Consider the following 23,188-nt stretch of genomic DNA (forward strand, 5'->3'; position numbering starts at 1 on the left):
GATGCTTTCACTGTCATTGAGGCCCGATGCTCGGCCCGATCACGGGTTCGACCACTGGCGGCTTGGCAAACACCGCATCGCGCAGGGCCAGCGAGATGGACGGCAGGTAGGTGATGAGGGCCAGGCAACCCATGATGACCAGCACGAAGGGCAGCAGATGGCCCACGATGCGGTCGAGCGAGATCTTGGCCACGGTGCAGGCGGCGAACAGGTTCACGCCGAAGGGCGGCGTGATCATGCCCATGGCCAGGTTGACCACCATGATGATGCCGAAGTGCACCGGGTCCACACCGAAGTGGATGGCCACTGGCACCAGGATGGGCGCGAGCACGATGATGGCGGCCGAGGTCTCGATGAACATGCCGATCACGAACAGCGCCGCGTTCACACCCAGCAGGAAGTAAGCGGGCGAGCGCAGCATTTCGGTCAGCCACATGCCAATCGCGTCCGGGATGCCGGCGCGCGTGATGAGGAAGGCGAACAAGCCGGCGTTGGCGATGATGAACATGATCACCGCGCTGGACAGCACCGATTTGCGCAGCACGGTGACGATACCTTTGAGCGTGAGTTCGCGGTGGATCACAAAGCCCACGATCAGCGCATAGAACACGGCCACCACCGAGGCTTCGGTGGGCGTGAAGATGCCACCGTAAATGCCACCCAGAATGACCACCGGCATCAACAGCGCCCAGCCCGCGTCGCGGGTGGCAGGCAACATGCCCAGGCGGTCATCACCGTCGTTTTTGCCCAGGCCCTTGAAGCGGCACCACAGGTGCACGAACAGCATCAGCGATGCGCCGATCAGCAGTCCAGGCACCACGCCGGCGATGAACAGTTCGCCAATGGAGACTTCTGCGGCCACACCAAACAGAATCAGCGGGATCGATGGCGGAATGACCACGCCCAGCTCGGCCGACGTGGCCTGCAGCGAGGCCGCGTAGCCCACCGGGTAGCCGTGCTTGACCAGCGCCGGAATGAGGATGGAGCCGATGGCGAACGTGGTGGCCACCGACGAGCCGGACACAGCCGCGAAAATCATGCAGGTGAGCACGCAGGTCATGGGCAGGCCGCCCTGCACACCGCCCACCAGCGACTTGGCGAAGTTGACCAGCCGGCGCGAGATGCCACCCTTTTCCATGAGATTGCCGGCCAGGATGAAGAAGGGAATGGCGGCCAGCGGGAACTTGTCGATGGCCGAGAACATCTCCTTGGGCACGAGGATGAGCTGCCGGCTGTCGAACAGCGCAATGCCCAGCACGGCCGAGCCGCCAATGGCCACGGCGATGGAAATGCTGAAGGCGAAGCACACCAGCATGGTGACGAGCAGGGTCAAAGGCATGGCGGTGTTCCAGCGGTAATCAGGGTGGAAAAGAGAGTCATGGGGAGGTGGGCTTCACTGCGCGGCTTCATGGCGCAAATTCATTGCGCGGTGGCCAGCTCTTCGTGTTTGGGATCGGCGTGGTGGGCCACCGTGGCCAGCAGCGCGAGCAGCGCACCCGCAGGAATGGCCGAATACGCCCAGGCCATCGACAGGTCGAGGCTGGCAAAGGTCTGGAAGCGCACGCGCCAGACCAGGTCAACACCGAACCACAGCACCACCGAAAAGAAAGCCGTGTTCACCAGGGTGATGATCCAGCGCACGGTGGTGCGCCACGCGCCGCGCGAGACGCGAAGCATCAGGTCGACCGAGATCAGGGCGCCCTGACGCAGGGCCACCACGGTGCCGAGCATCACCATCCAGATCAGCAGCCGTCGCATGACCTCTTCGGTCCAGGTGGACGGCTGCGAAAAAACGAAGCGCGTCACCACCTGCCACATCCCCAGACACGAGATCACGGCCAGGATGACGCAGGCCAGCGACAGGCACAGCCCGGTGACATGGCGGTCGATGGCAAGGATGAAGGATTTCATGGGCTGGTGGCGCTACAGAAAATGAGGCCCTCGACGAGCGAGGGGAAGTGAAATCCAGTCACACCAAGGGTCCGGCTCCGCCGGCCCAAGGTGTTGTGCCCCTGGGGGGAATACGGGCCGGAAGGCCCGGCGCAGAGGGCGAGTCTGTCCTTCCGGCGCAGGGGGCGTTACTTCACAGCTTGAATGGCAGCGATTTTGTCGGCACCGAACTCTTTCGCGAAGGCAGCGTAGGCAGGTGCTACGGCCTTGCGGAAGCTCTCCCCGTCGACCTTCTCGACCACCTGCATGCCTTCGCTCTTGAGCTGGGCGATGCCGTTGTTCTCGTCGTCGTTGACTTTCTTGCGCTGGGCAGCGGCGCCCTTCTTGGCGGCGTCGGTGAAAGCGGCCTTGTCGGCGGCGGACAGCTTGCTCCACACGGCAGGCGAGAGGATCAAGGCGGCGGGTGAATACACGTGGCCGGTCAGCGACAGGTGCTTCTGCACCTGCGAGAACTTGGACGCCAGGATCACTGGAATGGGGTTTTCCTGTCCGTCAACCGTGCCTTGCTGCAGCGCGGTGAACAGCTCCGGGAAGGCCATGGGCGTGGGCAGGATGCCGAAGGTCTTGTAGCCGTCCATGTGCACCTTGTTTTCCATGGTGCGCATCTTCAGGCCGTTGGCATCGGTGGCCTGGTTGATGGCGCGCTTGCTGTTGGTCATGTGGCGGAAGCCGTTTTCGGTCCAGGCCAGGTTGATCAGGCCCTTGGCTTCCATCTTCTTCTGCAGGTCCTGGCCGATGGGGCCGTCCATCACCTTGCGGGCATGGTCGTAGTCGCGGAACAGGAAGGGGATGTCGACGATCTTCACTTCCGGCACGAAGTTGCCGAGCGGGCCGGTGGAGGTGTTGACGATGTCCTGTGTGCCCAGTTGCACCGCTTCGATCTGCTCGCGTTCACCGCCCAGCGCCGAGTTGGGGAACTGCTGGCACTTGTAGCGGCCTTGTGTGCCCTTTTCCATTTCTTCGCAGAACACGGTGGAGCCCACGCCGTAGTGCGAGGTGGCCGAGGTGGCGTATCCGATCTTCAGCACGGTCTGGGCCTGCACGGCGCCCGAGGCGGCCAGGATGGCGGCGAGAGCGATGGGTTTGATGAGTTGTTTCATGGACGGTGTCTCCGTTGTGGTTAGGGGAAGGGAACAGGGGAACGCAAAAAAATGTGGGGCTTCAGCGCAGCGGTGGCAGGCCCAGCCTTGCACGGGCCTGCGGGTGGCACACCGCATCGGGCTGGTCTTGCACGTACTGCTGGAGCACGGTGGTGAAGCTGGCGTCGGCCGTCAGGCCCAGGCGCGGAGCGCGAATGCTCTCAAAACGCGCCGGCCAGGCCGACACGATGTTGACGATGGCGGCGTCGGGCACGTGCGTGATCAGGCTCATCACCTCCGGCCCGGCCAGGGCTTCGAGGGCGGCCAGCATGTCGCGCACGCTCACGGTGAGCGCGGGCAGGTTGATCGCGGTGCGTCCGCCAAAGGCCTCGCGGCTGGCTTCGGCCACGGCCATGATGCCGGCCACCGTGTTGGCCGGGGAAGACAGCGCCACGCGCGTGTCCAGGTCCACCGGGCAGGCGCTGGGCTGGCCCGCCAGGGGTTCGCGGAAAAGGCCAGACAAAAAGCCCGAGGCGGCACCGTTGGGGCGACCCGGGCGCACCGACACGGTCATGAGGCGCGCCGCGCGGCCATCGATGAAGCCCTTGCGGGTGTAGTCGGCCACTAGCTGTTCGCACACGAACTTGTGGATGCCGTAGCTGCCCTGCGGCGTGGGCAGGGTGTCATCTCGCACCACATCCGGCAAGGGCAGGGCGGCGTCGCTGCCGAACACCGCGACCGAGCTGGAGAAGAAGAACAGGGGTGGTTCGAAGGCCCCGACGCTCCCCGCTGCGTGAGGTTCGCTGCCCGCCGAGGGGGCTTGCGCCGCCATGGGGCGGCCCGGCGGCGACGCATGGCCCGCCAGTGTCTGCGCGCGGCAGGCATCGAGCAGGCGGCGCGTGGTGTCCAGGTTGGCGTGCAGGCCGAGGTCGAAGTCGGCCTCGCATTCGCCCGACACGGCCGAGGCCAGGTGGAACACCGCGTCCCAGCGCTGTGCGAAAAGGGCGGGAATTTCTGCGAGCAGATCACCGGTGTGGTGGCGCACGCGGGGGTCGGCCAGCAGGGTCGCGTCGCGCGGGGCCACCAGGTCGGCCAGCATGAGTTGTTCGATGCGCTGGCCGCGCAGTGTGCGTTGCTGCAGCAGGGTGCGGGCGAGGCGGTCGCCGAGGAAGCCGGCGCCGCCGGTGATGAGGATGTTCATGCGGTGGTCATGCAGGGGTTTTGCGTGAAGCCTGGTACAGGTGCAGCCAGCCCAGGCCTTCGCTGGTACCGGCCTTGGGGCGGTATTCGCAACCCACGAAGCCTTCAAATCCCAGTCTGTCGAGCAGGTCGAACAGGTGCGGGAAGTTCACCTCGCCGTGGTCGGGTTCGTGGCGGTCGGGCACACCAGCGATCTGGATGTGACCCACGCCGGCAAAGTGCTTCTGCAGCCGCTTGCTCAGGTCACCTTCCATGATCTGGCAGTGGTAGAAGTCCATCTGCACCTTCAGGTTGGGTGCGCCCACCTCGGCCAGCACGTCGTGTGCCTGCTGCTGCAAGCTGAGGAAGTAGCCCGGCATGTCGCGGCTGTTGATGGGCTCGATCAGCAGGCTCACGCCCAGTGGGGCCAGTCGCGCGGCGGCGCGGCGCAGGTTGGCGACATAGGAGGCACGCTGTGAGGCCGCATCGCTACCAGCGGGCACCAGACCCGCCATGGCATGCACGCGCTGGCAGCCTGTGGCTTCGATGTAGGGGATGGCCCGTTCCAGTGCGGTGGCGAATTCGGCTTCACGCCCCGGGTGGCAGGCCATGCCGCGTTCGCCGGCGACCCAGTCGCCCGGCGGCAGGTTGAACAGGGCCTGTGTGAGGTCATGCGCCTTTAGGCGCACGGCGATCTCGGCCGGCGTGTGCTCGTAGGGAAAGAGGTACTCCACCGCGTCGAAACCGTCGCGCGCGGCTGCGCCGAAGCGGTCGAGGAACGGCACCTCGGTGTACATCATGGTCAGGTTGGCGGCGAAGCGAGGCATGCTGTGTTTTGATGTTTCGGGTTACCAGAGGGTGGTGAATCGGGCCTGAAGTTCGGCAATCTGCGATTCGGTCAAGGGTTCTGGGCGGCGCTCGGTCAGCAGCCAGAGGCGCGCGGTTTCTTCGAGTTCTTCGAGCAGGGCCATGGCGCTGCCCGGGCTGTCGTGCCACACGGTGGGACCCAGGCGGTCCTGCATCACGGCATGCAGTGGTCGCAGGGTATTGGCAATCAGGGCGGCGACGTCGTCGGCCACGCTCGCATCGCCCGGCACGCGGTACGGAACCAGCGGCACATGGCCCACCTTCATCAGCTGGTAGGGGGTGAGCGGCGGCAGGATGTCGTTGTGGCGCCAGACGCCTTGCAGCGTGAGCGCCACCAGATGCGTGGAATGGGTGTGCAGCACGCAGTGCGCATCGGGCGCGGCGGCGTAAATGCGGCGGTGCAGGGTGAGGGTTTTGCTGGCGCGCGCACCGGCCAGTGCGGTGCCGTCTCCGCTCACCCAGGCCAGTTGTGCCGGGTCGATGAATCCCAGGCAGGCATCGGTGGGCGTGATGAGAAAGCCGCCGCCCTGTTCAGCCGTGAGGCGCACGCTGATGTTACCGGCGGTGGAGTGCACCAGCCCGCGCTGGAACAGGCTGGCGCCCACGCGGGCGATGTCGGCCCGCACGGCGTTTTGTGAGTCTGGCCAGGGCTGGCTCACAGTGCCACTCCCGCTTGTTGCAGGGCTTGCGCGAAGAAATCGACACCGCCGAAGTTGCCCGACTTGAGCGCCAGTTGCAACGCTTCGCCGTTGTCAGGCAATGCGGATTGTGTCCACGGCACGCCGGGGCAGATGGCGGCACCAATGCGCAACTGCTGCACACCCAGGGCCTGCACCACCGAGCCGGAGGTTTCGCCCCCGGCCACCACCAGGCGGCGCGCGCCGGCCTGTACCAAACCCTTTGCGATGTGGGCCAGCGCATGTTCCACCAGATCACCCGCCGCCTGTACGCCCAGCGCCTGCTGCACGGCGCGCACGCTGTCAGGTGCGGCGGTGGCGTAGACCAGCACCGGGCCTTGAATCAGCGCTTCAAGGGCATGTGCAAGTACCGCGACGGCGGTTTGTCGGCCTTCGTGCAGCGCCAGAGGGTCGATCTGAAACCCGGTGCGGCCGGCGCTCAGCCACTGCGCCACCTGCGCGTTGGTGGCTTCCGAACACGAACCCGAGACCACGGCGGCAGGGCCTTGCAGACGGTCCAGGTCAGCAGCGTTGGCCTTGGGTGTGAACCAGCCTCGCTTTGCGTAGGCGGGTGGCAGACCCAGGGCCACGCCCGATCCGGCAGTGAGCAAGGGCAGGTCGGCGCAGGCCTCGGCCAGGGTCAGCAGGTGGGCGTTGCTGGTCGCATCGGCCACGGCGATCTTCACGCCTTCCTTGCGCAACTGGGTGATGCGGTCCTGCGCGGCGGATGCGCCACCATCGAGTGCATCGTGACGCAGCAGGCCCACGGTTTGAGATGTTTGCGCCTGCAGCACCCGCACCAGATTGGCATCTGTCATGGGCGTGAGCGGGTGGTTGCGCATGCCCGAATCGCTCAGCAGCACATCGCCCACGAACAGGTGACCGCGGAACACGGTGCGGCCGTTCTCCGGGAAGGCGGGGCAGGCGATCGTGAAGTCGGTGCCGAGCGCGGCCATGAGCGCGTCGGTGACCGGGCCGATGTTGCCCTGCGGCGTGGAGTCGAAGGTGGAGCAGTACTTGAAGTAGACCTGCCGTGCGCCGGCGGCGCGCAGGGCGGCGAGTGCGGACAGGCTCTGTGCGACCGCATCGGTCGGTCCGATGGTGCGGGTCTTGAGCGCGATGACCACCGCGTCGGCCTGCGGCAATTCGCCTTCGGGCACGCCCAGCACCTGCACCGTGTGCATGCCGGCGCGCACCAGCATGCTGGCCACATCGGTGGCGCCGGTGAAGTCGTCCGCGATGACGCCGAGGATCATGCTTCGGCCTTGACGTTGGCTGGCAGTTCGATGCCGGCCAGCTGCGCGTAGTACTTCACCACCGCAGAATCGTCTTCGCCACCCAGACCCATGGCGGCGGTGGACAGGTACAGCTGGTGCGCAGCAGCGGCCAGTGGCAGGGGAAACTTGAGCTGGCGCGCGGCATCCAGCACGATGCCCAGGTCCTTTACGAAGATGTTCACCGCCGACAACGGCGTGTAGTCGCCGTCCAGGATGTGCGGCACGCGGTTCTCGAACATCCAGCTCATGCCGGCGGAATTGCAGATCACCTCGTACAGCTGGCGCGGCTCAGCACCGGCGCGCATGCCCAGGGCCATCGCTTCGCAGGCGGTGGCAATGTGCACGCCCGCCAGATGCTGGTTGACCATCTTCACCGTGGAGCCAATGCCGGCCTTGTCGCCCAGTCGGTAGACCTTGCCGGCGAAGCTTTCCAGCACGCTGCCGGCGGCAGCAAAGGCTTCGGGTTGACCAGAGGCCATCACCGTCATCTGCCCCGCAGCGGCCTTCTTGGCGCCGCCCGACACCGGTCCGTCGATCAGCCAGTGGCCGGTCTCGCTCAGGCGCTGTTCCCACACCGGGGGCAGGGCCGGGTCCACTGTGGCCGAGCACACCACCACGCCGCCGCGCTTCAGGCTGGAGGCCACGCCCTGCGCGCCGAACAGCACGTCCTCGGTCTGTACGGCATTGACCACCAGCACCAGCACCACGTCGCACTGGGCGGCCAGTTCCGCCACGCTTGCAGTGGCACGGCCCCCAGCTTGCTCGAACGCGGCGCACGCTTCGGCACGCGGGTCGCAGCCCCAGGTGGGTACGCCCTGGCGCAGTGCAGACAGGGCTGCGCCCATGCCCATGGAACCCAGGCCGACGACGCCCAGCGTGAGAGAAGAAGGATTGCTCATGAAGATGTGGAACCGGTGGAAGGAGGAGCCAGCAGCGCACCCAGGGCGCGACGGATGGGCGGATCGGCGTTTTCAATGCGTTGCGCCGCGTTGTGCATGTGCAGCATGGCGGCCTGGCGCGCGCCCGCTGCGTCGCCGCGCATCACGGCCTTGGCAATGGCGCGGTGTTCTTCGCGCACCTGCACCATGTAGCCACTGTCCAGCGCTTCGTTGGTGCGGGTCACGCGCATGGCCTCGCGCTGGTACTGCTCCAGAAAACCCAGCAGGCGTTCGTAGTGCGGGTTTTCGGTGGCGCGAGCGATGCTGCGGTGAAACGCCAGATCGGCCTCCACCCCTTCGGCGCCTTGCGGCGGGCAGGCTTCCAGCTGGGCCAGCGCGTCGGCAATGGTGCTGGCCTTCTCGGGTGTCATGCGCTGTGCGGCCAGTGCGGCCACATCGGCCTCCAGCCCCCGCCGGACCTCCACCACCTGCAACACGCTTTCCATCGACGTGACCACCAAAGGGTCGAACGCCAGTGCACGGGCCTGGTGGCGCGGCGCCACAAACACGCCAGCGCCCTGGCGCGAGGTGAGCAGGCCGATGGACTTCAGCCGGCTCACCGCTTCACGCACCACGGTGCGCGACACACCGAACTGCTCAGACAGCTTCTGCTCGGTAGGCAGACGTTCGTCGGGCGCCAGATCACCCGACTCGATGCGTTGCATCAGCAGGCCAGCCAGCTTGTCGGTGAGGCGTTCGGGCGCTTGAAGGGCGTCGCTCATGGGGGAATGGGTGGTCTCATTGTCTGGTTATATGGTCATCATACAAATTTGACCGAGATTGTCGGTCGGGGTTTTCCCTTGGATGCGCCCGATGCGCTTTCGCCTGCGGCAAGGGACCCGACGCGAAGCGACGCAAAGTGGAATTTCCCCGGGAGTCAGGCTCGCAGCGTGCGAAGTGACCCTTCCCAGGGGCACCGAAGAACCATCGCATGGGAGAACCCTCCCGGAGCGCGAGTTGTACTGGACGCGGACATCTGTTCCAGGGGCACCGCAGAACCGGCTATGCCGGGCTGAGGGTGCCGTCCCCCTCCAAGCCGAAGGCGCAAGAGAGGGGGAAGCCGCGAAGCGGCGCAGGGGGTGCTTACTCCAACGCAGCGTAGGCCAACGTGCGAAAAAGCTGGCGGAAGTGATCGCGCTGGTTCGGCGCCTGGGCCAGCAGGATGCCAAAGAAATCTTCAGCCGGGTCCACGAAGAAGGTGGTACCGGCTATACCGCCCCAGTGGTAGGTGCCGACCGAACCGGGCAGCGTGGACAGGCCGGCTGCGGTGCGCACCGCAAAGCCCAGGCCAAACCCGTGGCCGGGCTGCAGCAGCATGCCGTCTCCTGCAATGCTGCCCAGGTGGTCGGCCGTCATGTGCGCCACGGTGTGGGAGCCGAGCAGGCGCGTACCACCCAGTTCGCCCTTGTTGAGCATGAACTGCAGGAAGCGCGCGTAGTCGGCGGCTGTGGACATGAGGCCGCCACCGCCGCTCTCCATGGCGGGCGCCTTGCGCGGCTCGAGCACCCGCAGCGGAACGCCGCCATCGGGATCGTGTGCATAAGGTTCCGCGATGCGGTGGTGGTCGGCTTCGGGCACCACGAAGGCGGTGTCGACCATGCCCAGCGGGTCGAAGATGGCCTGTTTCAGATGCTGGCCCAGCGTCTGCCCGGTCAGTACTTCCAGCAGACGGCCCAGCACGTCGGTGGCGCGGCTGTACCCCCATTGGGTGCCTGGCAGCAGGAACAGCGGCATGGCCGCCAGGGTGCGGCTGAACTCGGCGTTGCTGCGCTCACGCGAAGCGATCTGGGCTTGCGCATACAGGCGTTGCACGTGCGCAGCACCCAGAAACTCATAGGTGAGGCCGGCCGTGTGGCGCAGCAGGTCCTGCACCGTGGCAGGCGTGGTCACGGGTTGCAACTGCACCTCGCCATTGCGCTCCACAGCCACTTGTTGATCGGCAAACTCGGGCAGGTGCCTGGCCACCGGGTCGGTCAGCAGCACACGGCCCTGTTCCACCTGCATCATGACCGCCACCGACACGATGGGTTTGGTCATCGAATAAATGCGGAAGATCGCGTCGTTCGTCATGGCCGCGCCGGTGGCCGGGTCGAGCTGGCCCAGGCTTTCCATCAGTGCGAGCTTGCCGCGCCGCCCCAGCACCGCCACCGCGCCCGGCAGGCGACCGCGCGCATTTTCGTCGAGCAACACATCCATCAGGCGGCGTGTGCGGTCGGGGCACAGGCCCAGCTCTGCCGGTTCGGCCAGGGGCAGCTGCAGTGCGGAGAGGCTGGCGGGATTCTGGGTCATGGGGACGGAGGGTGGTTGCTTGCGATCGATGCATCTTAAAGAACCTGTCGATAGGTACGCAGACACCCACCCGGTGACCCCAAGGCCCGGTTGCAGGCGACGCCCCGATGGCCAACGATCCAGCCGGTCTATGGTCTGCACGCAGATTCCGTCGGGTCCTGTCTCCCATGCAGCCTCCTCGAGCTGGCTGCTGGCGGACAATCACGGCATGGCTCTCGCAATCAATTCCGACATCGTCAACACCCCGCCGGTGCCGGCCGCCACCGTGATGGTGGTGCGTGACGGTGAGCGAGGTCTGGAGGTGCTGCTGGTGCGCCGCCATGCCAACTCCGGCGTGCTGGGTGGCGTGCATGTGTTTCCCGGGGGCAAGCTCGACGCTGCCGATCGGCAGGTGGCCGCTGCCGCGCTGGACCGGCCGGTGGCCGATTGCCTGCAGGCCCTGGGAGAAGCCGACCTGGACGCCGGCACCGCCGTCGGTCTGCACGTGGCGGCGCTGCGCGAGACGTTTGAAGAATGCGGTCTGTTGCTGGGGTTGCAAGGCGCACAAGGCCTGGTGGCACGCTTGCGCCAACAGACTCAGAATGGCACGGCTTTTGGTGATGCGGTGCAGGCGCTGGGGCTGGTGCTGCCGGTGTCGAGTTTGCTTCCCTGGTCTCGCTGGGTCACGCCGCGCGTTCCCTCGGTGACCAACAAGCGTTTCGACACGCGCTTTTTCATGGCGGTGGCTCCCTCGGACCAGGAGGCCGAACATTGCACCTTTGAAGCCACCGAGGCGGTGTGGCTTTCTCCCCGCGCGGGACTGGAGCGGTTCTGGGCGGGTGAGATCGATCTGGCACCGCCTCAGATCATGAGCCTGTGCCAGCTCGGCGGACTGGCCGACGTGGCACAGGTTCAGGCGGCCGCCCGCAGCCGCGCACCGGTGCTGATCGCACCCGAGCCGTTTGACGTGGATGGTCAGCGGGTGATCTGTTATCCCGGCGATCCGTCACACAGTTGCGCAGATCGCGCCTGGCCAGGGCCGACACGGCTGATCTACCGGAACCAGCGGTTCGAGCCCGACGGTGGGTTGGCGGCATTGTTCGTTTGAAAAACACACCGCGAGGATGCGCTCAACCACCTGTGTGCAGGAAGATCCGCTGCGCGGCACAATCGTGCCCAACTAGGAGTAGCGCATGTGGATGCTGATCGCGGGACTGGTTCTGTTTCTCGGGGTGCACTCGGTGTCCATCGTCGCGCGCGGCGGCCGTGACCGGCTGGTGCAGCGGCTTGGCGAAGGCCCATGGAAGGGTCTGTATTCGCTTGTTGCGCTGGCCGGCTTCGTGCTCATCATTTACGGCTATGCGCAGGCCCGGGAAGCGCCGGTGCTGCTGTACACCCTGCCCACTGGTTTTCGACACCTCGCGGCCTTGCTGATGCTGCCGGTGTTTGTGCTGCTGGCCGCTGCCTACCTGCCCGGACGCATACAGCGAACCGCCAAACATCCCATGTTGCTGGCGGTGAAGTTCTGGGCCCTGGCTCACCTGCTCGCGAACGGCACCCTCGCGGATGTGCTGCTTTTCGGTGGCTTTCTGGCGTGGGCCGTGGCCGACCGCATTTCGGTCAAACGCCGGGGCGCCACGCCGCAGCGCAATGGCAGCACCTTGAACGACGTGATTGCCGTGGTGGCGGGTTTGGCCATTTATGTGCTGTTCGTGGTCTGGGCGCACGCCTGGCTGTTTGGTGTGCGCCCCTTCGGCTGAGGTCACGAATCACCCCCGCCTCGCTTTGCGCGAATCCCTCAAGGGGGCGGCGCCCTGGACTGCGCACTCACATGCGCTGCAGATCCGGCTCCGGGGTGATAGAAAGAAGACCGATACCGGGTCGCGGAACCTGTTGAAGTTGCCTGCCGGGGGAACCCACGCCCCTTGTCGGCATCCACCCATGCTGTGTTTGGCCTTCAGGAGACCGATTTGACCCATTTCACCGCCACCCCAGCTGCCCGTCTTCCCTCTCCCCTTGCCCCATGGCGTGACGCGCTATGGCTGATCGGCGCCTCGCTGTTGGCCGCACCGGCACTGGCACAAGCACCGGCTGCTTCGCCCAACGTCACCACCGAGGTGGTTGCCAAGGGCCTGCAGAACGCCTGGGCCGTGGCTTTCATTGGCGATGGCCGCATGCTGGTGACGGAGCGGCCGGGGCGCATGCGCGTGGTCCAGGCCAACGGCCAGCTCAGCGAGCCACTCGCCGGTGTCCCAAAGGTGGAGGCCGTGGGGCAGGGCGGCTTGCTCGACCTGATCACGGATCGTGATTTCGAGAACAACCGTCGCGTGCACTTCTGCTATTCCGAGCCTGGCCCGGGCGGCAACTCCACTGCGCTGGCCTCAGCCCGGCTTTCGGCCGATGCAAGCCGGCTCGAAGACTTGAAAGTCATCTTCAGCCAGAAACCCAAAGTCAGCAGCCGGTTGCACTTTGGCTGCCGCATCGTGCAGGCAGCCGACAACAGCCTGTTCCTCACGCTCGGCGATCGTTACCAGCGCATGAAGGACGCACAGACGCTGGACAACCACCACGGCAAGGTGGTCCGCGTGCAACCCGACGGCACACCGCACCCGGGCAATCCGTTTCTCAACCGCAGCGGTGCCTTGCCTGAAATCTGGAGCATCGGCCACCGCAACCTGCAGGGTGCAGCCCTGGGGTCGGACGGGAGTCTGTGGACCCATGAGCACGGGCCCCAGGGCGGTGACGAGGTCAACCGCGCCGAAGCGGGCAAAAACTACGGCTGGCCAGTGATCACCTACGGGGAGAACTACGGCGGTGGCGCCATCGGCGACGGCATCACTGAAAAGGCCGGAATGGAACAACCGCTGTTCCAGTGGACGCCGTCCATCGCGCCTTCGGGCATGGCCTTTGTGACCACCGACATGTACGGCCCAGGTTGGCAGGGCAGCCTGCTGGTGGGCTCGCTGAAGTTCCGCTACCTGGCAAAGTTGCAGGTCGACGGCGCGCGGGTGGTGAAGGAAGACAAGCTGCTGACCAATCTCGGCCAGCGCGTGCGCGATGTGCGCGAGGGGCCGGATGGATTCATCTACCTGCTGACCGATGCCAGCGATGGCGAGTTGCTGCGCTTGCGTCCACCGACCGGAGCGGGGTCGTGAGACGTCCGCAGGCGCCGGCCGGTCGCCGCCCAGGTGCCCCCGCTGCCGCTGTGTCAGCCAAGCGCACCGCGCTGGCACGCCATTACCAGGCAGTGCGAGAACGCAGCCTGGCGCTGGCCGCACCGCTTTCTTCGGAAGATTGCCAGGCCCAGTCCATGCCTGACGCCAGCCCGGTCAAATGGCACTTGGCACACGTGACCTGGTTTTTCGAGACCTTTTTGCTGGAGCCTTTCGAGCCCGGCTTTCAACCCTTCCATCCGGCGTATCGGGTGCTTTACAACAGCTACTACAACGGCGTGGGCGAACAGTTCACCCGGCACCAGCGGGGCCTGGTCACCCGGCCGGATCTGGAAGGCGTGAAATCGTGGCGCGCTCAGGTCGACGAACGCATGCTGCGGCTGATTGCAGAGACCGACTGCGAAGACGCGTTGCGCCGGATCGAACTGGGCCTGCATCACGAGCAGCAGCACCAGGAACTGCTGCTCACCGACCTCAAGCACCTGCTGTCCATCAATCCGCTGCAGCCCGCCTACCTGCCTGCCTGGCCCTTGGCCCGCGTCTCGGCGGTACCGGCACGCTGGGTGGAAAACGAAGGTGGCCTGGTCGACATCGGCCATGCGGGTGGCGGTTTTGCCTTTGACAACGAAACACCGCGGCATCGGCAATGGCTGGCGCCGTACGCGCTCATGAACCGCCCGGTCACCCATGGGGAATGGCTGGAATTTGTGCACGATGGAGGCTATACCGACCCGCATTGGTGGCTCTCAAGTGGGTGGGACTGGGTGCGCAGCCAGCGCATCGAGGCGCCGCTGTACTGGACCTTGCCCAGCGATACGGGCGAACCGGTGCGCGTGTTCACCCTGCACGGCGCTGTGCCGCTGGACCCGCACACGCCGGTGACCCACATCAGCTATTTCGAAGCCGACGCCTATGCCCGTTGGGCATCTGTCACGCGCGCCGAATGGGCTGGCGCACGCCTGCCGCTGGAAGGGGAATGGGAGGCCAGCGCCGCTTCCCTGCCACTGCAAGGCAATTTCCAGGAATCGGACGCGCTGCACCCCATGCCCGCACGAAGCGACACCCCGGGTTTGCTGCAGATGTTGGGTGATGTGTGGGAATGGACCGCCAGCAGCTACAGCGCCTACCCCGGCTTTGCCCCAGCCGAGGGTGCGGTGGGCGAATACAACGGCAAGTTCATGGTGAACCAGTACGTGCTGCGCGGCGGTTCGTGTGCCACGCCAGCTTCGCACATCCGCGCCAGCTACCGCAACTTCTTTCCCACCGACGCGCGCTGGCAGTTCACAGGGCTGCGGCTGGCAAGGAGTGAGTGACACCCCCCTGCGCCGCTGACGCGGCTTCCCCCCTCTCTGGCGCGGCTTTGCCGCTTGGAGGGGGGACGCACCTGGTGGCCCGGCAAGCCGGTTCCACGGGTGCCCTGGATGGGGGCATCTCTCGCCAGTGGCTCTTTGGAACTCCCCCCTGCGCTGCTGACGCAGCTTTCCCCCTCTCTGGCGCGGCTTTGCCGCTTGGAGGGGGGACGCACCCTGTGGCCCGGCAAGCCGGTTCCACGGGTGCCCTGGATTGAGGCATCTCTCGCCGGAGGCTCTTTGGAACTCTCCCCTGCGCTGCTGACGCGGCTTCCCCCCTCTCTGGCGCGCCTTCGGCGCTTGGAGGGGGGACGGCACGTTGGGCCGGCGGAGCCGGACCCTTGGTGCCCCTGGATGGGTTCACTTCACTCCGGGTAGCCCAGTGCAGGATGGCCCACGCCTTCTGCGGCACGCCAACCAGGGCGCTTGAACCAGTCTCGCCAACTGGCCTCATCTGCCGGCCATGGCTGATCGGGGAAACGCTTTTCCCATTCGGTGCGCGCCTGTGCCATTGAACGGTGGTGGGGCACTTTGTTCAGCGTTGCGGACAACGTGGCTGAACGCCAGCCCTCGTCCTGAATGTCTTGCCAGATCGGATCTGCATGGCCGATGTGCCAGGTGGGGTCGAGTGACCACGCGGCCTGCGCAGCCGCACTGCCGAAGATGTACAGGCGCCCATCCACGATCTGCCAGTGCGTGGGATCGCTGCCGAACTTGCGGCCGAATGCCAGTCCGTGCGCGCAGAAGCCGCCGTACTGTGGTTCGTATTTCGCAGGGTCGGCGATGAAGTCGAAGCGGTTCTGGTCGGTGGCGAAGTAGTAGGTGCGCTGGAACATCACCAGCTTGTGCTGCGCGCTTCCCTTCACCTGCTTGCTTTCGGTGAAGTACGCCACCGGGTCGTGGCCCAGCAGCATCACGGGTTCGCCCGCGCGGTTGGGCACTGTGGCCCAGGGAGCGCCGCAACCACCCAGAAATGCCGTCAGAAAAAGAACAGAAAGGAATCTGAATAGGGAATGCATGACCGCCATCTTGCCCTGCATTCAGTGCGTGAGCCAGCGCCGTGCGCCGTGGCTGGCCGCGTCCACCACCGCCACCATCAGCAGCATGGCGCCCAGGATGGTGGCGGTCTTGTTCATCTGGAACAGGCCCATGTGGAAGGCGAGCAGTTGTCCCAGGCCGCCGGCGCCCACCACACCCAGCACCGCAGCGGCGCGGATGTTGTTTTCCCAGCGGTACAAGGTGTAGCTCATGAGCTGCGGCACCACCTGCGGCAGCGTGGCGTAGAGAAACACCCGCACGTTGCTCACACCGTGTGTGCGCAGTGCGGTGCCCGGGCCAGGCGGCGCATTCTCGATCGCTTCGGCAAACAGCCGGCCCAGCACGCCGGTGGTGTGAAGCGCCAGCGCCAGCGTGCCGGCAAACGGTCCCAACCCGGCCGAAATCAGCAGCAGCGCAGCCCATACCAGTTCCGGGATGCTGCGCAAGACATTGAGTACCAGGCGCGTTGGCGTGCGGGCCCATGCGCTATCGCCGTCGAACAAGCGGCTGGCCGGCAGCGCCAGTGCCAACCCTGCCACCGCCGCCAGCACGGTACCCAGGGCCGACATGGCCAAGGTTTCCCAACTGCCGATGGCCACCTTGATCAGGAACTCTCGCGAGGTGTCTGGCGGAAAGAATTCGGCCAGGAAGCGACCCATGCTTCGCGCCGCGTCAAGGGAGAAGAACTGGCCCCATTGCAGGTCCAGCGACCAGAAGCTGGTGATCACCAGCGCGATCAGCGCGGCGGTGAACCAGCAGGCTTTGCAGCGTGCGCTGAACAAGCGCGGTGGCAGTTTGTACGGCAGATTGGCTGCGGAGGGGCGGTTCATTGCGCGCGTCACCCCCATCCCAACCTTCCCCCAGAGGGGGAAGGAGCTAGGAGCCTGCGCGGCAGAAGGCATCGAAGCGAAACGTGTGGGAAAAGAGCCCAGTTCGGCGCCGATTTTGAGGACTGTGGCTGTAGCCACAGCCGGAAAAACGGGGGCGAAGTGGGACTTTTCTCCATGCGTTGCAGCCGATGTCGTTCTGCCGCGCAGGCTCCTAGGAGCATCTGAGTGCGAATGCTCACGCTCCTGCTCCTTCCACTGTTACGGATGGCAATGCCTTCGCTCCATCCCCCAGTGGGGGAGGGCTGGGGTGGGGGCCCGCCGAGCAAAAAAGAGTCACGTTCAACCCAATGCTTTCCTGAGCCATGCACTCACCCTGTCAGCCAGCGCCACAAGACCAATGAACACCAGCAACATGCTGGCCACCTCACCCCCATTGAACATCTTCATCGAGTTGTCCAGTTGCTGGCCCAACCCGCCCGCACCCACAAAACCCAGTACCACGGAAGACCGGATTGCGCACTCCCAGCGGTACACCGTGTAGCTGGTGAGCTCGGCCGCGTTGGTCGGCAGCAGGCCATAGAAAAATGCCTGCAACCTGCCACTACCGTTGCGCAGCAGGTTTTCGGTGGCGTGGGTCTCGCCGCTTTCCAGAATTTCGCCGTACACCTTGCCCAGCATGCCGCCATACGTGAGCGCAATGGCCAGCACGCCGGCCGTGGGCCCCAAACCCACCACGCGCACGAACACCAGTGCCCACACCAGTTCAGGGATGCTGCGCAGCACGATCAGCAGCCAGCGCACGGCCTGTCGCAGCGCATAAGGGCCGCGAGCCATGCGCCCCGACAGGGCCGATAGCGACAGCACACGCGTGCCCAGCAGCGTGAGCGGAATCGCCACCACCAGCGCCAGCGTCACACCCGCCGTGGCCATGGCCACCGTGCGCCAGGTGTCGCGCGCCACCATGGCCAGAAACTCTGCGTCATGCGCCAGCGGCCAGAAGCTGCCGATGAACTGCGCGGTGATCCGGAGGTTGTCAGGCTCCAGCAGCACCCAGGGCTTGAATTCCGTGGCGACGCCCAGCGGCCACAGCAGCACCAGGCACAGGCCAATCCAGAACACACGGCCCAGCCATGCCGGGTCGCGAGTGGGCGCGCGGTGGAGTGCGAGATCAGTCATGGCAACTTGTGACCAGACGCGGCGTACGGCAGCGGCGCCGTCCAGCAGCAGCCACAGAACCGGCTCTGTCGGGCTGCAGGCTGCGCCCCCCTTCCGGGGGGGTGACGCGAAGCGGCGCGGGGGGTATCCATCCCTACCTGCAATGCATGGCCACCGGTTGTGGTCCGCTGGACACGGCATCGGGCGCAGCCACCGGCACTTCACCGCGCAACTCGTGCTCGAACTGATCGTACAGCTGGGTCAACAGCTCGCGCGTCACCAAGCTTGCGGGCAGATCGAACGCCAGCGCACCGTCGCGCAGACCCACGATGCGTGGAAAGCTGGCCAGAGCCACGTCCACCTGGTGCAGTGTGGCCACGAGCGTGGCACCATGGTCCCGTGCGCTGTTCACCAGGGTGGTAATGGCTTGACGTGAGCGGGTGGGGTCCAGGGCCGATAAAGGCTCATCGATCAAAAGCAATGTGGAACCCTCTGGCCCTCGCTCATTCGGGTTGCCTGCTTCCGAGGCAGGACGTGCCATGGCAATCAACGCCCGAGCCAGTCCCACCCGCTGTCGTTCTCCACCAGAAAGCCGGTCCACACGTTCAAACAGCTTGTCGCCCAGATCAAACCGCTCCAGCGCTTCAAATGCCGCGGGAATGTAGGACGGGTAGAACAGCGAGCGCAGGCTGGCCCACAGACCCATGTGGGGCAGGCGCCCGGCCAACACCGCAGTGACCACCCGCTGCCGTGGCGGTAGCGGGGGTACCTGGGGTGCCAGGAACAGGCGGGCGCGCAGCTTCTGCAACGCACTGCGTCGCAGTTGCCATGGCGCGATGCCATCCAGGCTTAGTTGCCCGGTGGTGGGTGGCAGTGCGCAGGCCAGCACCTGCAGCAGCGTGGTTTTGCCCGCGCCCGATGGGCCGATCACCGCCACTTGCTCACCGGCCGCAATGCGCAGGCTCAGGTCCTTGATGGCGGGTGGCGCATTGCCGCGCGCGGCCGGGTGGCGGGCGCTGACCGCTTCGAGTTCCAGCTTCAAGGGGCTGAGCTCCGTGGTCAGGTCAGAGCAGGCCAGCGCTGCGTGCGGCCGTCTCCAGGCCCTTGTAGTTGTCGGGCGTGGTGGCGATATAGCGGGTGGCGCGGTTGAGCCTGAGGATCTCGGCGTGTTCGGGGTTCGCCGGGTCGAGCGCCAGCAGCGCGGCTTTCACCTTGGCCTGCATGTCGGCCGGCATGTCGGCGTGCACCGACCAGTTGTAGTTGAAGTAGCCGGGCGTGGTGAAGAACACGTCGACCGCCTGGGTGTCCACCTTGTTCTCGCTCACGAACTTGCGCCACACGGTGATGTCCAGCGCGGCGGCGTCCACCTTGCCGCTCACCACCGAGGCGATGGTGGCATCGTGGGCGCCGCTGTAGGCAATGCGTCGGAAATCTTTCTCAGGGTTGATGTTGGCCTGCAGCAGGAAACTGCGCGGCATCAGGTGCCCCGATGTGCTGCTTTGTGAACCGAAGGAAATCTGCTTGCCTTTCATATCGGCCAGACTCTTGATGCCGGAGTCCGTCTTGGCAATGAACACCGACTGGAACTTCGTGTCTTCTTCGCGCTGTGCCAGTGGCACCACTTTGCCACCCGAGCGCAGGTTGGCCTGCACGAAGGTGAAGCCGCCGAACCACACCAGGTCCACCTTCTTGTTCACCAGCGTTTCCACGGCGGCCGGGTAGTCGCTCACCGGGGTGAATTCCACCTTCACGCCCAGCGCCTTTTCAAGGTAGCTGGCCAGCGGGGTGAACTTGCGCACCTGTTCGGTGGCGGCTTCTTCTGGGATGGTGGTCACGCGGAACACGCTCTGGGCGTGAGCGAACGTGGTGGCAGACAGCACGGCGCAGGTCAAGAGTGCGCGCAGGGTGCGGGAAGGCAGGAAGTGGGTCATGAGGCATCCGGTAAAGAAGGATCGGGAGCCTTATTAGACCCCGTTCGCCAATCCCCTCGCCGGTGCGGTCACCCTGGTGGGAGCCCCTGGTCACACACAACGGGGTGTCAGCCGGTATAAACCCCCAGAGGAGACCCCCAGCCGCATGTACACCACCGACCAGCGTCCGCACTTCGTCCAGACCCACCTGACCGACCCTGGCGCCGTGCGTGCAGAGCTTCAGGCCGGTCTGCTGGCCACTCCGGCGCAGATCGCGCCGAAGTTTCTCTACGACGCCCTGGGCTCGCGCCTGTTTGACGCGATCACCGAACTGCCCGAGTACTACCCCACCCGCACCGAAGCCGCCATCTTCGCGCAGCACGGTGCCGCCATGGCCCGCCACCTGTCGGCCGGATCGGTGCTCATCGATCTGGGGGCGGGCAGTTGCGCCAAGGCCGCACGCCTGTTCCCCGTGCTGCACCCGGCCGGCTATGTGGCGGTGGACATTTCGGTGGACTACCTGCGCGATGCGCTCGGGGCGCTGCAGCAGCGCCATCCTTCGCTGTCGATGCTGGGCCTGGGCATGGACTTTTCGGCTTCATTGGCAATGGACTCCGCTGCGGCCGACTTGCTGCACACCCATGACCTGCAGGCCGCGCCTCGCACGGTGTTCTACCCTGGCTCCAGCATCGGCAATTTCGATCCCGCACAAGCGCTGATCCTGCTTCGCCAGGCCCACGCCCTCTGCCGTGAAGGTGGCCCGGGTGGCGGCTTGCTGATCGGGGTGGATCTGGTCAAGCCCATCTCTGTGCTCGAACCCGCCTACGACGACGCGCTGGGCGTGACCGCCGCCTTCAACCGCAACCTGCTGCTCAACGTCAACCGCTGGCTGGGCAGCGACTTTGCCCCTGCACAGTGGAAGCACAAGGCATTTTTCAATTCGGACGATTCGCGGATTGAAATGCATCTGCAGGCCCTGGGCGTGCAGACCGTACGCTGGCCAGGCGGCGAACGCAGGTTCGCGGCAGGCGAAAGCCTGCACACCGAAAATTCATACAAGTGGACACCGGTCGCCTTTGAAGCCCTGTTGCACGAGGCGGGCTTTGGTTCGGTGCGCAGGTGGTCGGACGAGCGGGAGTGGTTTGGGGTGTTTGCGGCGCTGGCCTCATGACCTTCGGATGAACGGCCTCCTGGACACAGGGGTCTTTCAATGCGGTTTGCCAGCGCTCCTGAAACCCGCCATCACATCGTTTCTCTGGGGTTCGAAATAGTTGCGGTAGGCCAGATGCCGCATGCGCGGATGGGTGGCGCTGCTGGCGCCCTTGAGCACCGGCCGCCCGTCGAACCAGGGGACCGAGTAGTCCACGTAGGGGTGCGGTGCAAAGCCTCGAAAAGGCGCGAAGGGCGTGGCCGTCCATTCCCACACATGGCCCCATTGGAAGCCGGGAGCGGTCTGGGTCGCAAACGCCCATTCGGCTTCACTGGGCAGGCGCCGACCGGCCCAGGCGCACCAGGCCTCGGCCTCGAAAGCGCTCAGGTGACAGGCGGCATCGTTCAGGTCCAGCGGTTCCCAAAGGCCCCAGCGTTGGCGTTCCCATTCCTGCGTGTCGATGCGCCGAAGGTAGCGCGGCACCTTTCGCTGTTGTGCGCACCGCCATGCCCAGCCGGCCTCGCTCCACCACCGTGCCTGCTCGTAGCCACCCGCTTCGATGAAGGGCAGGTAGCGCCCCCAGGTCACGGGCGTGGCATCGATCTGGAAGGCGGGCACGTGCAGGGTGTGGACACCGAGTTCGTTGTCGAAGGCAAACCCGGGCGCCTGATGGCCCATGCGCCAGTCACCGGCGGGTACCGTCAGCGTTTCGCTGGCGGCGGGGTCGGCGATGGGGCGCATGGGCGGATGGGGCAGGGCGCCACCGGCGAAAGGGTCGTGGCCCAGCGTCTGTGCCATGTAGACGGCTGCTTCCGCGTGCATGTCCTCGTGGAACAGCGCCAGCCGGAAAAAATACAGGCCATCATCGGTGTCTGGTGCTTGGCTCAGCAGCGCCAGCGTGTCGCTGAGGCTCGCCGCCAGATCCTCGGTGGTGCTGGCTGTGTCGGGCAGCGGCAGCTGCCAGCGCGAAGTGTGGGCGACCCGGCTCGAATCGTACAGGGCGTCGGTGTCAAGGCCCCGCCGGGCCTGACGCGCCGGTGTGCGCAGGGCCTGCGGGTCTGCGCGCACGCCGAGCCCACGCTGAGGGTTGCGGGCGATCCACCAGTCGGCAAACCAGCCGATGTGGCCCAGCTCCCACAGCGGTGGATTCAGCTCGGGCGAGTGCGGAACGACCGGGGGATCACCCAACGCCATACAGCTGGCCGAAAAAAGTGCCACGGTGCGTTCGCGCGCAGCCAGCAGGTGGCGCGCCAGGGCTTGCCGGTCCGCGGTGCGGGCTGCTTGGGCTTGCGACACAATGGGTGCCCATCCAATGTCCATCATCAAATCTTCGCTTTGCATCGTGACTCCGGCGCTGGCCGACGCCAACAACGGCAACTGGCAGACGGCGCGCAGATGGGCGCGCCTGCTGGCGGGCCATTATGCGGTGCGCCTGGCTCGCCAGTGGCCGGACGGGCCATCACCGGACGACCACACCGACATCCTGCTGGCCCTGCACGCGCGCCGCTCCGCCGCTTCGGTGGCAGCCTGGGCCGCCGCGCACCCGCAACGGCCGCTGGTGCTGACCCTCACCGGCACGGATCTCTACCGCGACATCGCCAGCGATGCCGATGCCCAGCGCTCGCTGGCATTGGCGCATCGACTCATTGTGCTGCAGGAACGGGGTCCGCTGGCCCTGCCTGAGGCGCTAAGGGCGAAGTGCCGCGTGGTGTTCCAGTCGGCCAGCGCACGGCAGGCGCTGCACAAGACGACGGCGCACCTGCGTGCGGTGGCGGTGGGACATCTGCGCCCCGAAAAATCACCCGCCACGCTGTGGGCCGCTGCGCAGTTGCTGACACCAAACGAGGGCATCTTCATCGACCACATGGGTGCCGCGCTCAGCCCCGACCTCGGGGTCGCGGCGCAGCAGACGGCGCTGGAATGCCCGCACTACCGCTGGCTGGGTGGCTTGCCGCATGCCTCGGTGCGAGCCCGCATGCAGCGTGCCCATGTGCTGGTGCATCCCAGTGCCATGGAAGGGGGCGCCCATGTGGTGATGGAGGCCGTGCTCAGCGGCACACCCGTGCTGGCCTCGCGGGTGGATGGCAACGTGGGAATGCTGGGGTCGGACTACGAAGGATACTTCCCCGTGGGCGACGCCACCGCGCTGGCTGATGGCCTGCGGCAGTTGCGCAGGGGCTTGGGCCACAGCACCGGCCAGCTCGCCACGCTGCAAGCACAATGCGAGGCGAGGGCGGCGCTGTTTGCGCCCGAGGCCGAGCGGCAATCGCTGCTGACCCTGCTGGCAGAACTGCGCTGAGCCGGGGCCACCCGGCGGGCACCCTTCCCACTGCAACCGATCACCCCCA

Annotated in this window: 22 protein-coding genes; 6 read left to right on the forward strand and 16 right to left on the reverse strand. The window is 66.0% G+C overall.

The genetic code is table 11. The features are described 5' to 3' along the window. Positions 1-13: 13 nt before the first annotated feature. The 10 genes from Q7V46_RS11700 to Q7V46_RS11745 form a co-directional block, all read right to left on the reverse strand. The gene (locus Q7V46_RS11700; protein ID WP_304913720.1) at positions 14-1,339 is read right to left on the reverse strand and encodes a TRAP transporter large permease; all 1,326 of its coding nucleotides are present in this window, start codon (positions 1,337-1,339) and stop codon (positions 14-16) included. A gap of 80 nt (positions 1,340-1,419) precedes the next feature. Further along, the gene (locus tag Q7V46_RS11705; RefSeq protein ID WP_304913721.1) at positions 1,420-1,911 is read right to left on the reverse strand and encodes a TRAP transporter small permease; all 492 of its coding nucleotides are present in this window, start codon (positions 1,909-1,911) and stop codon (positions 1,420-1,422) included. Positions 1,912-2,078: 167 nt separating this feature from the next. After that, a complete protein-coding gene (locus tag Q7V46_RS11710) occupies positions 2,079-3,050 on the reverse strand; it encodes a TRAP transporter substrate-binding protein (RefSeq protein ID WP_304913722.1) in 972 nt (323 codons plus the stop codon). Between the two features lie 61 nt (positions 3,051-3,111). After that, a complete protein-coding gene (locus Q7V46_RS11715; protein WP_304913723.1) occupies positions 3,112-4,230 on the reverse strand; it encodes an NAD-dependent epimerase/dehydratase family protein in 1,119 nt (372 codons plus the stop codon). Between the two features lie 7 nt (positions 4,231-4,237). Then, on the reverse strand, positions 4,238-5,035 hold the full coding sequence (gene otnI / locus Q7V46_RS11720; RefSeq protein WP_304913724.1) for a 2-oxo-tetronate isomerase: 798 nt from the start codon (positions 5,033-5,035) through the stop codon (positions 4,238-4,240). Between the two features lie 21 nt (positions 5,036-5,056). Next, positions 5,057-5,734: an aldolase gene (locus tag Q7V46_RS11725; RefSeq protein WP_304913725.1), complete on the reverse strand. Its 678-nt coding sequence runs from the start codon at positions 5,732-5,734 to the stop codon at positions 5,057-5,059. After that, entirely contained in the window at positions 5,731-7,008 is a 1,278-nt protein-coding gene (otnK, locus tag Q7V46_RS11730; protein WP_304913726.1) for a 3-oxo-tetronate kinase, read from the reverse strand. The genes Q7V46_RS11725 and otnK overlap by 4 nt, the downstream gene beginning before the upstream one ends. Further along, entirely contained in the window at positions 7,005-7,928 is a 924-nt protein-coding gene (gene ltnD / locus Q7V46_RS11735; protein WP_304913727.1) for an L-threonate dehydrogenase, read from the reverse strand. Before ltnD ends, otnK begins: the two co-directional genes overlap by 4 nt. Continuing rightward, entirely contained in the window at positions 7,925-8,689 is a 765-nt protein-coding gene (locus Q7V46_RS11740) for a FadR/GntR family transcriptional regulator (protein ID WP_304913728.1), read from the reverse strand. The genes ltnD and Q7V46_RS11740 overlap by 4 nt, the downstream gene beginning before the upstream one ends. A 361-nt stretch (positions 8,690-9,050) precedes the next feature. After that, complete coding sequence (locus Q7V46_RS11745; protein ID WP_304913729.1) at positions 9,051-10,256, reverse strand: serine hydrolase; 1,206 nt, start codon at positions 10,254-10,256, stop codon at positions 9,051-9,053. Positions 10,257-10,464: 208 nt separating this feature from the next. Between Q7V46_RS11745 and Q7V46_RS11750 the strand changes: the two genes are divergently transcribed. From Q7V46_RS11750 to egtB, 4 genes are all read left to right on the forward strand, one after another. Then, complete coding sequence (locus tag Q7V46_RS11750; RefSeq protein ID WP_304913730.1) at positions 10,465-11,343, forward strand: NUDIX hydrolase; 879 nt, start codon at positions 10,465-10,467, stop codon at positions 11,341-11,343. Positions 11,344-11,428: 85 nt separating this feature from the next. Beyond that, positions 11,429-11,995, forward strand: coding sequence for an NnrU family protein (locus Q7V46_RS11755; protein WP_304913731.1), 567 nt, complete (start codon positions 11,429-11,431; stop codon positions 11,993-11,995). A 282-nt stretch (positions 11,996-12,277) separates the two neighbouring features. Continuing rightward, a complete protein-coding gene (locus Q7V46_RS11760; RefSeq protein ID WP_370690339.1) occupies positions 12,278-13,390 on the forward strand; it encodes a PQQ-dependent sugar dehydrogenase in 1,113 nt (370 codons plus the stop codon). Next, positions 13,387-14,721: an ergothioneine biosynthesis protein EgtB gene (gene egtB / locus Q7V46_RS11765; RefSeq protein WP_370690336.1), complete on the forward strand. Its 1,335-nt coding sequence runs from the start codon at positions 13,387-13,389 to the stop codon at positions 14,719-14,721. Before Q7V46_RS11760 ends, egtB begins: the two co-directional genes overlap by 4 nt. A gap of 401 nt (positions 14,722-15,122) precedes the next feature. Here egtB and Q7V46_RS11770 read toward each other — a convergent pair whose 3' ends face one another. The 5 genes from Q7V46_RS11770 to Q7V46_RS11790 all read right to left on the reverse strand — a co-directional run bounded on the left by Q7V46_RS11770 (position 15,123) and on the right by Q7V46_RS11790 (position 19,711). Continuing rightward, positions 15,123-15,776, reverse strand: coding sequence for a YHS domain-containing (seleno)protein (locus Q7V46_RS11770; protein WP_304913732.1), 654 nt, complete (start codon positions 15,774-15,776; stop codon positions 15,123-15,125). 21 nt (positions 15,777-15,797) lie between these two features. Then, complete coding sequence (phnE, locus tag Q7V46_RS11775; RefSeq protein WP_304913733.1) at positions 15,798-16,625, reverse strand: phosphonate ABC transporter, permease protein PhnE; 828 nt, start codon at positions 16,623-16,625, stop codon at positions 15,798-15,800. A gap of 339 nt (positions 16,626-16,964) precedes the next feature. Then, entirely contained in the window at positions 16,965-17,801 is an 837-nt protein-coding gene (locus Q7V46_RS11780) for an ABC transporter permease (protein WP_304913734.1), read from the reverse strand. A 133-nt stretch (positions 17,802-17,934) separates the two neighbouring features. Beyond that, positions 17,935-18,822, reverse strand: a complete 888-nt coding sequence (locus Q7V46_RS11785) for a phosphonate ABC transporter ATP-binding protein (RefSeq protein WP_304913735.1) — start codon at positions 18,820-18,822, stop codon at positions 17,935-17,937. Between the two features lie 22 nt (positions 18,823-18,844). Further along, positions 18,845-19,711, reverse strand: coding sequence for a putative selenate ABC transporter substrate-binding protein (locus Q7V46_RS11790; protein ID WP_304913736.1), 867 nt, complete (start codon positions 19,709-19,711; stop codon positions 18,845-18,847). 145 nt (positions 19,712-19,856) lie between these two features. Between Q7V46_RS11790 and egtD the strand changes: the two genes are divergently transcribed. Continuing rightward, positions 19,857-20,861 (forward strand): L-histidine N(alpha)-methyltransferase, encoded by a 1,005-nt coding sequence (gene egtD, locus Q7V46_RS11795; protein WP_304913737.1) that lies wholly within the window; start codon positions 19,857-19,859, stop codon positions 20,859-20,861. 36 nt (positions 20,862-20,897) lie between these two features. Here the strand turns inward: egtD and senA are convergent, their stop codons facing one another. Then, on the reverse strand, positions 20,898-22,181 hold the full coding sequence (senA, locus tag Q7V46_RS11800) for a selenoneine synthase SenA (RefSeq protein WP_304913738.1): 1,284 nt from the start codon (positions 22,179-22,181) through the stop codon (positions 20,898-20,900). On the opposite strand from senA, the gene senB reads away from it, so the two are divergent. Continuing rightward, positions 22,153-23,139 (forward strand): selenoneine biosynthesis selenosugar synthase SenB, encoded by a 987-nt coding sequence (gene senB / locus Q7V46_RS11805; protein WP_304913739.1) that lies wholly within the window; start codon positions 22,153-22,155, stop codon positions 23,137-23,139. The two genes, senA and senB, sit on opposite strands and share 29 nt — an antisense overlap. The last annotated feature ends 49 nt before the right edge of the window (positions 23,140-23,188 follow it).

Origin of the sequence: Hydrogenophaga sp. (genome assembly GCF_030651625.1) — a bacterium.
Classification (GTDB): Bacteria; Pseudomonadota; Gammaproteobacteria; order Burkholderiales; family Burkholderiaceae_C; genus Hydrogenophaga.